The following is a 14,476-nucleotide window of genomic DNA, read 5'->3' as shown; positions in this document are numbered from 1 at the left end:
ATGGACATGGAGAAGAGCAATTGGACAAATGAAGCATGGGGAAAGGTGCATGAGAAGGTAACGAGAACGAGCAATCGAATCGGCGCAAGATTTCCTCATGCCAGCGTGGATGGTGCATATGTGCTCGAAGCGCCGCATTGGTGGACAGCCGGCTTTTGGCCGGGCCTGCTTTGGTTGTTGTACCGCGACTCGGAATCGAAGGATGAACACTACAAAGACATTGCCGAAGCATGCGAGCAGCAATTGGATGAGGTGCTGACCGGATTTGATCGGTTGGATCATGATATCGGCTTTATGTGGTCGCTTACGAGCGTAGCCCGTTATAAGCTGCTAGGTGAAGAGCAATCGCGCAAACGTGCGCTGCTGGCTGCGAGTGTGCTCAGCGGACGTTTCAATGTAAAAGGAAATTATATAAGAGCATGGAATCCATGGGGCGAGGGTGATCGCAACGAGGGCTGGGCCATAATCGATTGTATGATGAACCTGCCGCTGCTCTACTGGGCGAGCGAGACGACGAACGATCCTAGGTTTAAGCACTTGGCGATGGAGCACGCGGATACGGTGTTGGAGCATTTTATCCGTACAGATGGCTCGGTCAACCATATTGTCGTCTTCCACCCGCAAACCGGCGAGTTTGAAAGCGTTAACGGCGGACAAGGCTATGCGCCGAACTCGGCTTGGTCGCGCGGGGCATCATGGGCTATTTACGGCATGGCGCTAAGCTACCGTTATACGGGAGAGCTTAGGTATTTAGAAGCAGCCAAGCGGGTTGCCCATTTCTTCCTAGCTAATTTACCCGAGGATTCGGTTCCTCATTGGGATTTCCGGCTGCCTTCCGGCGTCGAGCGTTACCGCGATACATCAGCAGGCGCTTGTGCAGCTTGCGGCTTGCTTGAAATTGCGGGAGCGGTTCCAAGTGAAGAGTCAGAGCTGTATCACGCAGCGGGGGAGCGAATCCTGCGCTCAATGTACGAGAACTACGGAGCTTGGGATAATGAAGCAGAAGAGGGCTTGATATTGCATGGCACAAGCCATTATCCGGAGCGGAGAAACATTGATGTGCCGCTCATTTACGGCGATTATTTCTTCGTAGAAGGTTTGGCGCGACTAAGAGGAAATTCGGCAACGTTCTGGTAGGAGGGAGATGGATATGATGAGCAGACAACAGATCAGCAGCCCGCTTTCTGACCGTCAATATTGGCTCGACCAGCTGCTTGCCATTAGCGGTCCTGTCCTGACGGCACTCGCGGAGCGCCGCCTTAAAGAGAGCATGCCGATTGAATTCGCGGAGGTTTCCGGTGAAACCGAAGAGGAAAGGGCGATAGCTGCGGCAGAGCTTCAAGCTGACCGAGCGAAATACACACATTTGGAAGCGCTTGGACGGCTTTTATCCGGTATGGCTCCATGGCTCGAGAATAGGTACCTTAGCGGAGCCGAAGAGGAGATTCGCGCCCGTTATGCCGCACTCGCTCGTGAGGCCATAGATGCGGGGACCGATCCGGACTCGCCGGATTACATGAACTTCAGTGATGGCTTTCAGCCGATTGTCGATGCCGCCTTTTTGGCGCTTGCGATACTGCGGGCGCCGGTAGAGCTGGGAGAAAAGCTGGAGCAGCGAGTGAAAAAGAACGTCGTTGCGGCGCTGAAGCAAACGCGGACGAGGAAGCCTGTTTTTTCTAATTGGCTGCTGTTTGCGGCTACCACTGAAGCTGCTCTGCTTAAGCTTGGTGAGAGCGACTGGGACCCGATGCGGATCGACTATGCCTTGAAGCAGCATGAACAGTGGTATTTGGGCGATGGTTCTTATGGCGACGGACCCGAATTTCACTGGGATTATTACAACAGCTTCGTCATTCAGCCGATGCTGGTCGACGTACTTGCCGCAGCAGGTGACCAATACGGAGAGTGGGATGCCATGCAAGCCGCCGTATCGGGCAGGGCACGGCGTTACGCGGAGGTACTCGAGAGGTTAATCGGGACCGATGGCACTTATCCGCCAATTGGAAGATCGCTTGCTTATCGCTTCGGCGCATTCCAGAGCTTAGCTCAGAGTGCCCTGCTGGATGATTTGCCGAGAAACATAAGTCCGGCCCAGGTACGCTCAGCTTTGACTGCAGCTATCCGCCGAACGCTTGAAATACCTGGAAATTTCACGCCGGAGGGCTGGCTCACGATCGGTTTTTGCGGACATCAGCGAGATATTGGCGAGCGTTATATTTCAACAGGCAGCCTCTATCTATGCGCGGCCGTGTTCTTGCCCTTAGGCCTGGCAAGCGAGCATCCATTTTGGAGCGGGGCAGAAGAAGCATGGACCTCGAAAAAGGCGTGGTCCGGACAAGCTTTTGGAATAGACACGGCATTGAAGTGAAATATAGATACTGTAAACAGGCAGATGCTGGATGATTCCATCGTCTGCCTGTTTGAATTGGGATTGCGGCCTAAGGGCTCAAACCTTCCTTCGATGCTTCCATTTATATAGAAGAAAGTCGGGGGAGAACATGCGGAAATTGTCGTCTTTTCATGCTTTTTGTATTATGGCGGCGATTTTATCCGCTTCGGTTGTCGAACATGCGTCGTAAGTAGCAGACGGCACTAGTATTACCAAAAAGTCGTAGAATACAGCTTTCAGGCGCAAAAGAATAGTATTCGAGCTTGCCCTGTGTAAATAAACGGAAAATTAAAACCAAGCACTTGAAATTGATAACGAAAATGAGTATGATAAAAATAGTTGTTAGCACTTGAAGGTTACGAGTGCTAACGAGAATCTAAGAAGCGACAAATTTTGAAGGAGGCTATTTTCAATGATCAGACCTTTGGGTGAACGCGTATTGATCGAAGCAATCGCGAAAGAAGAAACAACCGCTAGCGGTATCGTATTGCCGGATTCGGCGAAAGAAAAGCCGCAAGAAGGCAAAGTGGTAGCAGTTGGCAGCGGTACGCTGAAAGATGGCGTTCGTGTTGCTTTGGAAGTTAAAGAAGGCGATCGCGTTCTTTTCTCCAAATATGCGGGTACTGAAATCAAATACGAAGGCAAAGAGTATTTGATTATGAAGGAAAGCGAAATTCACGCGATTTTTGAATAGCAGCCCGACATGGGTCACATAGAAGGCAAGATACGATAAAACAAGATTACTTAAACTATTTTGGGAGGTTTTACGTTAATGGCTAAGGAAATTAAATTTAGCGAAGATGCTCGTCGCGCAATGCTGCGCGGAGTTGACGCTCTTGCAAATGCGGTTAAAGTAACACTAGGTCCAAAAGGCCGCAACGTTGTACTTGAGAAGAAATTCGGAAGCCCGCTTATCACAAATGACGGTGTGTCCATTGCGAAAGAAATCGAGCTTGAGGATGCATTCGAAAACATGGGCGCTCAGCTTGTTAAAGAAGTAGCAACAAAAACAAATGACGTTGCAGGTGACGGTACGACTACCGCTACTGTTCTTGCTCAAGCGATGATTCGCGAAGGCTTGAAAAACGTTACTGCCGGCGCTAACCCAATGGTTATCCGCAAAGGTATCGAGAAAGCTGTTAAAGCTGCTGTAGAAGAGCTGAAAGCTATCTCGAAACCAATCGAAGGCAAACAATCGATCGCACAAGTTGCTTCGATCTCGTCTGCTGACGATGAAGTAGGCCAACTAATCGCAGAAGCTATGGAAAAAGTCGGCAACGACGGCGTTATCACTGTAGAAGAGTCGAAAGGCTTTGTTACAGAGCTTGAAGTGGTTGAAGGTATGCAATTCGACCGCGGTTATGTATCGCCATACATGATCACTGATACAGATAAGATGGAAGCTGTCCTAGACAATCCTTACATCCTAATCACTGACAAAAAAATCACAAGCATTCAAGAGATCCTTCCGGTTCTTGAGAAAGTTGTTCAATCCGGCAAACAATTGCTGATCATTGCTGAAGACGTAGAAGGCGAAGCTCAAGCTACACTAGTAGTGAACAAACTTCGTGGAACATTCACTTGCGTAGCGGTTAAAGCACCAGGCTTCGGCGACCGTCGTAAAGCAATGCTTCAAGATATCGCTGCTCTTACTGGCGGCCAAGTTATTACTGAAGAACTCGGCCTTGAGCTGAAATCGACTGGCGTTGAATCCCTAGGTTCCGCTCGTCAAATCCGTATCACAAAAGAAACGACAATCATCGTTGACGGCAGCGGCAACTCCGCTGACATCGTTGCACGCGTGAACCAAATCCGCGCTCAACTGGAAGAAACAACTTCCGACTTCGATCGTGAGAAGCTTCAAGAGCGTCTTGCAAAATTGTCCGGCGGCGTTGCTGTAATCAAAGTCGGCGCAGCTACAGAAACAGAATTGAAAGAGCGCAAGCTCCGCATCGAAGATGCCCTCAACTCCACTCGTGCAGCGGTTGAAGAAGGTATCGTATCGGGCGGCGGTACTGCCCTCATTAACGTATACAATGCCGTTGCTGCTGTTAAAGCAGAAGGCGACGAGCAAACAGGCGTGAACATCGTTCTTCGTTCCCTTGAAGAGCCGCTTCGCACAATCGCAGCTAACGCAGGCCAAGAAGGCTCCGTTATCGTTGAGCGTCTGAAAAACGAAAAAATCGGCGTAGGCTACAATGCAGCTACTGGCACATGGGTGAACATGTTCGAAGCAGGTATCGTTGACCCTGCTAAAGTAACACGTTCCGCATTGCAAAACGCAGCTTCCGTTGCGGCTATGTTCCTGACAACTGAAGCCGTTGTTGCTGACAAACCTGAACCTAAGGGTGCAGGCGCTGGCATGCCAGATATGGGCGGCATGGGCGGTATGGGCGGCATGATGTAGGGTTTCAGCCCTTACATTTGTGAAATAGTCTAGGCTATTTTAGCCCAGTTTGAGAACTGGTCACGTTAAAAACTATTTTTTAAAGTATAGACTACTTCCTAAAAACAGGAGGTAGTCTTTTTTATGTTATTAAAATTTGCTTTTCAGGATTTTTTGGATGACCGACGTTTCAAAAACACAACAGAGAAGAACATTAGGAATTATCAAACGATGCTTGGAGAGTTTGTAGGGTATTGTAATCAGAACGAGGTAGTACGTGTGGAGGACATAACATATAACCATGTACGTCAACATCTTATGGAATGTCAGGAACGGGGGAATAAGGCGGGTTCAATCAATACTAAACTTATGCGAATCAGAGCCTTTTTGAACTATATGGTGGAATGTGAAGTTATAACGAAGAATCCTGCTAAACGAGTTAAAATGCAAAAAGAAGATTAATAAGTGGTTTGCTAAAATTGAAGCTGGGTATTATATGGTTTGCCTTGGTCTATTAACAGTACAACATATTACTTTACAACGGATGAAGCTTTTCGGAGTCAAAGAATCAGAGAGATTTGTTGAAACCTGAGACATATTACCCATTTTATCGTATAATTATTGGGATAAGATGGAAGGGATAATGAAAGTTGGTGTATCAATTGAGAGAGAAATTTGCCTTCATGAATTACAAGCTGATTATTAAAATACTGGTAGCTGTCCTATCCATTCAGCTCTCAATGAAGTTCTTATTCGATGATAAATTTCTACTCAGTACTGGATTTACACTTGCTGGTATACTTCTTTTGTTTCATGTACTTGAGCGCAGCTATAACAATGGAAAGAAAAATCAACAATCAAACATGTTAAAATAAGAGTCTGATTTCATTCACTAAAATGGTAACAACTAAGGAGATTACATCATGGATTCGATATTATTTATTGCAGCTTGGGCAATTGTTGGAATTTTTATTGGTGGAGTAATAGTACTGATTAAAGCTAAGTTCAAGAAGTAAATTTACAAAGAACACGGAATTTATAAGAAGAAGGAAGATTACAACTGAGTTTGTAATTGCATATGAAGAATGGAAAGCTGAGAGGATTACAGTTGTAGAAGCAATGAAACGAGTAAACATGAAGCCTAATACCTTTTACCGAAGAGTTGCCGAGTATGAAGACAGTATTCCATTAGTGTCGCAAGCTTAAATATAATGCTTGTAATAGCAATTTGCAGCAAGAGGTTTTTAATGATGACCGGTTCTCATTTAATTAATACTGAGAATACGGTCATTTTTCTTGAATAGCTAAGCCACACGATAAGGAAGCTTTGATAAAACTCCACTTTTAAAAGACATGTGTCTCTAGGCATAGGGGGCGGTGGTTTCTGCCTTTCAGATCAAAGTTGTTTCTTATTAGGGGGGAGCACATCTGAATCCAAACGTTAAAACCTTAAGGAGGGTAACATGTCTGAGAGACTTAGTTTTTCACTTTTTACTACAAATTATTTAGGCACAAGAGATACAGCAGAATATTGCTTAAGTCAATTATTAAATAGAATACCTAGAAAGTACTTCCCTACAAAAGTAAAAGATCATAATTTTAAACCCACTTCGTTTTCCTTTAATACTCCCGAAGTATATTATGATATGTTTCCAGGAAACTTTCCTAACAACGGATATGTAAGTCTATATAAAGTAAGAGGGCTATTTAACCTGTTTTTTTTCTGGCAGAAAACTGATTTAGCATATTTACAAAAAACGCCAGGTAAAAAGTTCTCTACTATAGATATATGTTTTGAAAATGGTGATGAGTTGCTTTCAAATTCCGATCATTTTACAGCCTTCAAAGAGCTATGGCTGGATTTTTGTTTACATTTTAACGCTTTATATGGATATTGTGAATACGGATTAATTCCAATGAGTGATGATGGTTGGGGGATGGGACGTTGTTTGCCTAGACTTCATTGGTTAACTTATATTGATGAAAAATATGTAAGAGCGTTTTCTTTGTCTAAAGAATCGGTTATCGAAAATTGTAACATTAGTTTTTTTGGGAAAAATGCACTTTTAGAAATACATGATGATAATCCGCTTTCGCTCCGTTATCCAAATGAAAAAGAACGTGCTATTATTCAGAAACTTGGAAGCAATTATTTTTGGAATTATAATGATTCAAGGATTATTCCAACTTATCCATATAAAATGCCTGAATTGGATTTATCACAAATGTTAATGTAGACAGTTGATAAATAAATGCACGATTTTATCTAGATAGGGTGAAGATGTAATGGAGATATTTAAAAACCAAGTATGGGTGTTTAAAACAGATTACAGTACTTTTTTATACTGCCGCTTCATTTTAATTGATTTAATAAGTCGATTTCCATTTAATCAAGATGAAGCAATCAAACGTATAAATTCTTTTTGGGGACATCTAGAGGGAGTATATGAAGGTGACATCATGTACCATGAACTACCTGAATATTGGTCTTCAAATATGTACTGGGGACATGATTCGGTTTGGTGGAAAAAAGGAGATGAAAGAATTAAATATAATCTGCAGGAACTAAAAGCACATCGATTTGATAAATCAACTAAATATGAATTATGGGAACCCCAAATTAACTATTCAACTGATTATATTGATGATTTTGTATTTGCCGATAATAAAGAAATACAGGAATTAATAGATAAGCGTTTGATGATTGGTAAGTATCATAAGAAATGGGAAGTAACTGCCCAAAATTATAGAGAAGCATTGCAAGCATTATATAGTTTTAAAGGATGGGGAGAGTACAGAGAGGTGCAATGAAAAAAGAGCAATTTTATGAATTGGAGGAAGTATGCAGACATTCAAAGAGTTGATTGCCATTACAGATTTTTCAAAGGTATGGCAAAAGTTTATTGTCCAATATTCAACTAAAAAAGACAGACTTGAAAAGTTTAGTATGCTATATGAAAAACTGAAATTGACTATACCTGCCGATAACGAGACTAACATGTACATTTATATCAATGTGTTCCAAGAAGAAATTGATGGTGAATGGATCTGTATCAATGAGTTTGATGAAGATGATGATTCACTCTCTTTTGACGTTAGTGGTAAGGACGACGAATGGACTGGCTACTCTATAGCATCAAGCAAATTTAATGAGTGGCTAGGCTACTACATTGACAAGAAGTCATTAGATACTATGTCAAATGAAAGCTTTATTGCCCATTGCCTTTGGGAGATGACGTTCTATTATGGATATGATGACACAGTGGAAAGATAAATTTGGAATTGATATAAAGAGTTTTATGGAACAATGAAAGGAGCAAAATAACTTGGTAAGCTATACCCTTCTGGTTGACCTGTTATGGGAAGTAAGGAAACTGATAGATACGCCCAATACTGATGTTACTTGGTCAGAATACAGAACAGTAGAAGAAGTATTGTCAGCATTGGATACATACATTAAAAGACTTAATCAACTTGATAAATTAGTCGTTTCTGAATTAGAGCTTCTTTTTGCCCCAACAGGTTCACTACAAGAAATATCCATAAGTAGTGGCTGGACCAATGAATATATCGAATTATCTAGTCGCTTTGATGATATTGTGGCAACTAATTAAATGGGCAATTTTTATTTAAGGAGAGGCATTGATTTCGATGCAGATACCTGACGAATATAAATTACTGTCAATAATTAGACCGAATGTATTTATTGAAATATAAAGATGGAGGAATGTGCTTGCTTACAGAAAATGATGTGATCACTGCTGCTTGTTTAAAGATAGAGGAGCTTGGCTTTGACATCGTACAGTCACTCCATACATCAGAGAAAGGTATCGACATCATTGCACATAAGGATGAATTTACTCTATATGTAGAAGCAAAAGGAGAAACTAGTGCAAGTCAAACTAGTAGCCGTTATGGTAAGCCATTTAACGCTAATCAAATTGATTCACATGTTTCAAGGGCTTTACTGACTGCTTCAAAATTGATACAGCAAAAGCAAGGAGAGCTATTTAAAGCAGCAATTGCGCTACCTGATAATGATGGTCATAGAAAGGTCGTAAATCAGATTCGGACTGTATTGGAGACATTAGGGATAGTAATGATTTGGGTAAGTAAAGATCGTGTTGTAGTGGAGTATTTGTCGTAATACAATTATATTCAGCATGAAGGAGCAGCCATATGAAAGTTCTGTTTTCGACTCACACCCAACAGCGTATTATGGAGCAGGGGATTGATAGATATCAACTAATCAAAGACGTTGAGAAGATGCCCCCAATCAAGACTAAAATTCGTTGGTTCCTAAAAAATGGGACGTTGCAATTGTAGCACCAAAAGGTGATGGTGTTGTAATAGTAATTACGGTTATCTCAACAAAAAAATATAAGATTGGTTCCGTTAAAGGTGATAGAACTTTTTAGAGACAGCATTGGCTGATAAATAAAAATGGTTCGCAGTTTCCTATATAAGTATTAATATAGATGGCGAACTATCTCTAGTTTAGGAAAGGTAGCAATGGTTATGATTGAAGTAAGCAGTCAAGAATAAAAATAAACGTGTAAGGTGTTGTGGTGGCATGATCATATCTATCATAAGAGATATCGGAGCGGAGCTTGGCTGTGTCTTGCCGCAGGACATTGTTGAGATGCTAGGTGTTAAAGCTGGGGACCAGTATAGCATTAGTTTGGGTGATGATGGCAGTATCGTTCTAAGACTTCTAGACGCTTCAAATTCAAATATAAGACCAGAAGTGGTGAAGGCTGCCAAACGAAATATGGAAAGGTATAGCGAGGCGTTAAAGAGCTTGAAAGATCGGTAGTAGTAATCTGATTTAATGGGATTTTTTACTGATGTTCGTAAGTAATATATTTAGCTTCGTAGATGGATCTTCAATATCATAAATAGGGTATTTAGTTAAATTAGTATTAATTAAATTAAGACCAGCATCATCTGATGAGTGTGAATGGACTCGTATTCCGTGGAATGTATTCGAGAAAATTTCGATATGAATTGAAAACGAAGTGGACAACGTAAAGTCTGTAGCATCAAGGGTTTTCTTGAGAGGAAACACTGCTTGACCACATAGTGCAAAAATGAGAGACCTTTCAAGAGTTCATTGAACTTTTGGGAGGTCTCTCATTATTTTTGATAATCAAGTTATTCTATTTAGAATAAAACTATAATTCCTTAAAAAGACTTGTTTTATCAGCAAGTCTATTTAATCATGCACAGGTGGGTATGCTTCAATCTAATTCTTGATCTAAAACAGGTTTTACTAAACGACGTACTTCATCGGTTGACGTAGTATCCATTAATTGGTTTCTTAGTTCGCCTGCGCCTCTAAATCCACGAACATAGATTTTGAAAAAGCGAAGAAGTGGTTTAAATGAACGTGGCTGGGTTTCTTTTGAATATTTATCGTGAAGATCCAACTGTAAAAGAAGTAAATTGAGAAAATCCTTCGCGCTATGTTCTTTAGGTTCTTTTTCAAAAGCAAATGGATTGGTGAAAATGCCGCGGCCAATCATGACACCATCAACGCCGTATTGTTCTACCAATTTTAATCCTGTTGCGCGGTCAGGAATATCTCCATTAATGGTTAACAACGTATTTGGTGCAATTTCATCGCGTAATTTTTTTATTTCAGGGATTAGTTCCCAGTGTGCATCTACTTTACTCATCTCTTTTTTTGTACGAAGGTGAATGGAAAGATTCGCAATATCTTGTTTCAATATATGTCCTAACCAATCGCGCCACTCGTCAATATCAAAGTAACCCAATCTTGTTTTAACACTAACCGGCAATCCACCTGCTTTTGCTGCATGAATAATTTCTGCTGCAACTTCAGGATGTTGTATTAATCCAGCACCTTTTCCATTGGATGCGACGTTTTGTACTGGGCATCCCATGTTTAAATCGATACCACGAAAACCAAGTTTTTTCATATCAATACTCATCTGTTCAAAAAATGCAGGCTTATTGCCCCAAATATGAGCGACAATCGGTTGCTCATCTTCTGTGAACGTTAATCGACCACGTACACTGTCATTTCCTACAGGGTGACAATAACTTTCTGTATTTGTGAATTCCGTGAAAAATACGTCAGGTTTTGCAGCTTCACTAATGACGTGACGAAATACAACATCTGTGACATCTTCCATTGGTGCTAATATAAAAAACGGCTTTGGTAACTCATTCCAAAAATTTTGTTCGTTACTCATATTATCTTCTCCTGTTGCAACATATAAATACGAAATAAGCTATAGCAAAGTCTTTTACCCATCATACATAGTAACATTTTTTTTCGTTTGATGCACAGAATCAATTGTGTGAGCGACAGATGAGCGACAGACACATTTGTGATGTCTGCCAACCATCACGCATCCAACTTGATGTTGTTGAATTTGTATGAGGTGCATGTTTATTCTGCCCCATTTTCCTTATAATGATAAGGTATGTCAGTTTTGAAGAGTTACAGAAGCATTGTGGGAATAATCCTTCAATACATGAATGGACTGTTGAAAAGGGAATCATTTCTACGAGTTCAATGAACTTGTGAGAGGCCTCTTTTTCATGACATGCAGGTAAACGAGTTAATGTGCAGATAACAAACATAGTATATTATTAGTTCAATTACTAGAGTTGAGAGCCCAAGGAGCGAGTGGCAAGTGTACAGAAGTAATAGAAGCAAGCGACTTAGGACGATGGTGATCGTCTTGCTTTGCTTAGTGATATTGTTAGGATGCTCTGCCAAGGATCGATCTCTCTCAGCAGAAAAAGTCATGACTTTCTGGCATGATAAGACGGGGGTAGCTGCGGAAGCCGTAGATTCTATTGTCAAAGGCTTTCAAAAACAGCATCAGTCTTATAAAGTGAATTCGGTATATGTTGCCGATTTGACTGTAGGCGGGGGGCAAAAGCTGTTGACAGCAATTGCCGGAGGCGAACCTCCAGATGCTGTGTTCTTCGATCGTTTCCAAATTGCTTCTTGGGCGAGTCAAGAGGCCTTGACCGATCTAACGGATCGTGTCAGGGATAGCGGAATGAATACGGATCTATTTTATAAGGCCGCTTGGAATGAGGTTGTATACAAAGAGCGTATTTATGGTTTACCGGTTACGACTGACGGGCGAGTGCTCTTCTATAATAAGGATCATTTCTTGGAAGCGGGTCTGGACCCTAACCGTCCGCCGGCGACCATTGCTGAGCTTGAGGAATACGCAGCGAAATTAATGCTTAAGGAAGGGCAACGATACAAGAGGTTAGGCTTTGTGCCCTGGCTCGGACAAGGCAGCTTTTATACGTGGGGCTGGGCATTCGGAGGCGATTTTTACGATAGTCGCACGAAGCAAGTCACGGCCAACGAGCCGAAGCTGGTAGCAGCTATGGAATGGCTTCAAGATTATTCGGAACAATACGAGGCTCAGAAAATAAATGCATTTACGGGCTCGGAAGCGGTAGATCCTTTTTTGACCGGTCAGGTCAGCATGGAGATTGGGAACAATCTCCTTGTCGCTAATTTGAAGGCGAATAACCCTGCATTGAATTATGACATCGCACCTATACCTACACCGGATGGCGAGGAAGAAATGACCTGGTCAGGTGGTTATAGCGTGGTCATACCAAGGGGAGCCGAACATCCGGATGAAGCTTGGGAGCTGATTCGATATTTTGCCGGCGATGAAGCACAGGAATTAATTGGGAAAGCCTATCTCTCAGCCATTCCGGAAGTGAACGAGCGAATATTCCATAACGATCCCATTAATAAGAAAATCATGAGTCTTTTGGACAATGCGCATTGGCGCCCCGTTATTCCGCAAGGTCAACTGCTTTGGAATGAGCTGTCGAGCGCGGTTGATCTTGCTATTAACGGCAAGGATACGCCGGAGCGCCTTCTGAACGAGGTTACGGCTCGCGTCAATACTGCGCTGGGCAAGATTCAGGAGAATGAGCGATGAGAAACGCATGGAGCAAGCGCGAGAATAGGTACGGTTGGCTGTTTGCTTTACCTTGGATGATAGGCTTAATCATTTATTATGCGTATCCTTTGGCAACCTCCTTGTTTCTAAGCTTTACCTCTTACAGTATTCTGAAGCCGGGACAATTCCTTGGTATGCAAAACTATCGGGACCTCGTTCACGATAAGCTATTTTGGCAAGCCGTTTCGAACACGGTATCTTTTGCGTTAACCTTTGTTCCGATCAGTATTGGGATGAGTTTGGGGCTGGCTGCGCTGCTTCAGCTAAGGATAAAAGGAAGCCTGTTTTACAGAACCCTTTTTTTTCTGCCTTCTCTCGTTCCTTTAATCGCAAAATCGCTGATTTGGCTGTCGTTGTTGAATCCGCAGTTTGGATTGATTAATGGACTTCTCTCCGAGCTTGGCATTACCGGCCCTGCCTGGTTGAATAGCGAGGACTGGTCTAAGCCTGCACTGGCTTTCCTGTCGATATGGGGAATAGGAAATACGATGGTCATTCTTCTGGCAGGGCTTCAGGATATACCAAAGAGCTACTATGATGCCGCGGAAGTGGATGGCGCAGGGAGGGTTAGAACCTTTCTTTCTATAACGATTCCGCTACTGTCGCCGGTCCTGCTATACAATCTAATCGTTGGATTAATAGGCACGCTTCAGATGTTTGCATTGCCTTACAGCTTGACGAATGGCAGCGGGTCGCCCGCCGGCTCTATGATGTTCTATGTAATGTATTTGTACCAGCATGCGTTTCTTTATCTCCATATGGGATATGCTTCAGCGATGGCTTGGCTTCTTTTCTTGATCACGGTGCTGCTCACGTCATTCGTATTCATATCTTCACGCAAGTGGGTCCATTATGAGTAAGCGGAATGGAGGAATAACGGCCAAACGGCTATTCTATTACCGTCATGGACTGGTACACATCCTATTGCTGGGGCCGAGTTTGTACTTTCTTCTTCCGTTTTTATGGATGATGGCATCTTCCTTTAAGCTGGATTCCCAGTTCTTACTACATCCTCTGCAATGGATACCGGTGCCGTTCCACTGGCCGAATTATGGGGAGGCCGTTAACCGGACTTCGTTTTTTTCGCTGCTGCAAAATACGATGTTTGTTGCGGTGCTTAGCGCACTGGGCGTTATGGTTTCTTGCTCGCTTGCAGCCTACAGCTTGGCAGCCTTAAGATGGACAGGCAGAAGGACCGTCTTCATAGCGACTCTGGGTGTCATGATGGTACCGGGGCAGGTTACGATGATTCCGGAGTTCATGCTGTTTCAGAAGCTTGGTTTAGTGGGAACGTTATTTCCTTTAATATTGAAAGAAGTGTTAGGCGTTCCGATGTATGTTTTTTTATTAAGGCAATATGCGCTTAGCTTTTCCCTTGAGTTTCTACAAGCAGCCCGGATAGATGGATCAGGGGAATTCAGGATCTTTTATCAAATCTTTCTTCCACAGGCTCTACCGGCCGTATGGACGGTCGGCCTTTTTCAAATGATCAGCAGTTGGCAAGACTTTTTGGGGCCGCTGCTCTATCTAAATGATCCTACCCAGTACACGCTGACGTTAGCACTTCAGCAATTCCAAAGCGAGGTTGCAACGGAGTGGGGGCTATTAATGGCTGCTTCCGTATTAATGGTGCTGCCTATTATTGCCTTGTTTTTCTGCATGCAAAAACTGTTTTTTCAAGGGATTACCATTGGAGCCATTAAGGTTTGATGAAGGAGGAAATCT

The 14,476-nt window shown here is 42.7% G+C and carries 15 protein-coding genes; 14 read left to right on the top strand and 1 reads right to left on the bottom strand.

What is annotated here, in order from left to right; all coding sequences use genetic code 11:
- The first annotated feature begins 6 nt into the window (after window positions 1–6).
- The 11 genes from AC1DLI_RS11610 to AC1DLI_RS11560 all read left to right on the top strand — a co-directional run bounded on the left by AC1DLI_RS11610 (window position 7) and on the right by AC1DLI_RS11560 (window position 9,591).
- Window positions 7–1,137: a glycoside hydrolase family 88 protein gene (locus tag AC1DLI_RS11610; RefSeq protein ID WP_477602650.1), complete on the top strand. Its 1,131-nt coding sequence runs from the start codon at window positions 7–9 to the stop codon at window positions 1,135–1,137.
- Window positions 1,138–1,144: 7 nt separating this feature from the next.
- Window positions 1,145–2,368 (top strand): DUF2264 domain-containing protein, encoded by a 1,224-nt coding sequence (locus AC1DLI_RS11605; RefSeq protein WP_477602648.1) that lies wholly within the window; start codon window positions 1,145–1,147, stop codon window positions 2,366–2,368.
- A gap of 433 nt (window positions 2,369–2,801) precedes the next feature.
- Complete coding sequence (gene groES, locus AC1DLI_RS11600) at window positions 2,802–3,083, top strand: co-chaperone GroES (protein WP_076338572.1); 282 nt, start codon at window positions 2,802–2,804, stop codon at window positions 3,081–3,083.
- Between the two features lie 78 nt (window positions 3,084–3,161).
- Window positions 3,162–4,796 (top strand): chaperonin GroEL, encoded by a 1,635-nt coding sequence (gene groL / locus AC1DLI_RS11595; protein ID WP_076269676.1) that lies wholly within the window; start codon window positions 3,162–3,164, stop codon window positions 4,794–4,796.
- 123 nt (window positions 4,797–4,919) lie between these two features.
- Window positions 4,920–5,237, top strand: a complete 318-nt coding sequence (locus AC1DLI_RS11590; protein WP_477602646.1) for a tyrosine-type recombinase/integrase — start codon at window positions 4,920–4,922, stop codon at window positions 5,235–5,237.
- Between the two features lie 1,001 nt (window positions 5,238–6,238).
- A complete protein-coding gene (locus tag AC1DLI_RS11585) occupies window positions 6,239–7,012 on the top strand; it encodes a hypothetical protein (protein ID WP_477602644.1) in 774 nt (257 codons plus the stop codon).
- A 49-nt stretch (window positions 7,013–7,061) separates the two neighbouring features.
- Window positions 7,062–7,586 carry a hypothetical protein gene (locus AC1DLI_RS11580; RefSeq protein ID WP_477602642.1) on the top strand — a complete coding sequence of 175 codons (525 nt, stop codon included), beginning with the start codon at window positions 7,062–7,064 and terminating at the stop codon, window positions 7,584–7,586.
- A 31-nt stretch (window positions 7,587–7,617) separates the two neighbouring features.
- Window positions 7,618–8,049 carry a DUF6557 family protein gene (locus AC1DLI_RS11575; protein ID WP_477602640.1) on the top strand — a complete coding sequence of 144 codons (432 nt, stop codon included), beginning with the start codon at window positions 7,618–7,620 and terminating at the stop codon, window positions 8,047–8,049.
- Window positions 8,050–8,101: 52 nt separating this feature from the next.
- Window positions 8,102–8,389 carry a hypothetical protein gene (locus AC1DLI_RS11570; protein ID WP_477602638.1) on the top strand — a complete coding sequence of 96 codons (288 nt, stop codon included), beginning with the start codon at window positions 8,102–8,104 and terminating at the stop codon, window positions 8,387–8,389.
- Between the two features lie 119 nt (window positions 8,390–8,508).
- Window positions 8,509–8,922: a hypothetical protein gene (locus tag AC1DLI_RS11565; RefSeq protein WP_477602636.1), complete on the top strand. Its 414-nt coding sequence runs from the start codon at window positions 8,509–8,511 to the stop codon at window positions 8,920–8,922.
- A gap of 426 nt (window positions 8,923–9,348) precedes the next feature.
- Window positions 9,349–9,591 (top strand): AbrB/MazE/SpoVT family DNA-binding domain-containing protein, encoded by a 243-nt coding sequence (locus AC1DLI_RS11560; protein ID WP_477602634.1) that lies wholly within the window; start codon window positions 9,349–9,351, stop codon window positions 9,589–9,591.
- A gap of 424 nt (window positions 9,592–10,015) precedes the next feature.
- Here the strand turns inward: AC1DLI_RS11560 and AC1DLI_RS11555 are convergent, their stop codons facing one another.
- A complete protein-coding gene (locus tag AC1DLI_RS11555) occupies window positions 10,016–10,993 on the bottom strand; it encodes a tRNA dihydrouridine synthase (RefSeq protein ID WP_477602632.1) in 978 nt (325 codons plus the stop codon).
- Window positions 10,994–11,440: 447 nt separating this feature from the next.
- Here AC1DLI_RS11555 and AC1DLI_RS11550 point away from each other — a divergent pair, with 447 nt between their 5' ends.
- Genes AC1DLI_RS11550 through AC1DLI_RS11540 form a run of 3 tightly spaced genes read left to right on the top strand, consistent with a single transcriptional unit; the run spans window position 11,441 to window position 14,461 of the window.
- Entirely contained in the window at window positions 11,441–12,730 is a 1,290-nt protein-coding gene (locus AC1DLI_RS11550) for an ABC transporter substrate-binding protein (RefSeq protein ID WP_477602630.1), read from the top strand.
- Complete coding sequence (locus tag AC1DLI_RS11545; RefSeq protein ID WP_477602628.1) at window positions 12,727–13,611, top strand: carbohydrate ABC transporter permease; 885 nt, start codon at window positions 12,727–12,729, stop codon at window positions 13,609–13,611. Before AC1DLI_RS11550 ends, AC1DLI_RS11545 begins: the two co-directional genes overlap by 4 nt.
- On the top strand, window positions 13,604–14,461 hold the full coding sequence (locus AC1DLI_RS11540) for a carbohydrate ABC transporter permease (RefSeq protein ID WP_477602626.1): 858 nt from the start codon (window positions 13,604–13,606) through the stop codon (window positions 14,459–14,461). Before AC1DLI_RS11545 ends, AC1DLI_RS11540 begins: the two co-directional genes overlap by 8 nt.
- Window positions 14,462–14,476 lie beyond the last annotated feature (15 nt).

This window comes from Paenibacillus sp. 01T443 (genome assembly GCF_056398325.1).
The sequence above is the reverse complement of the archived record's forward strand: the minus strand, read 5'-3'. Positions and strand labels throughout refer to the sequence as shown.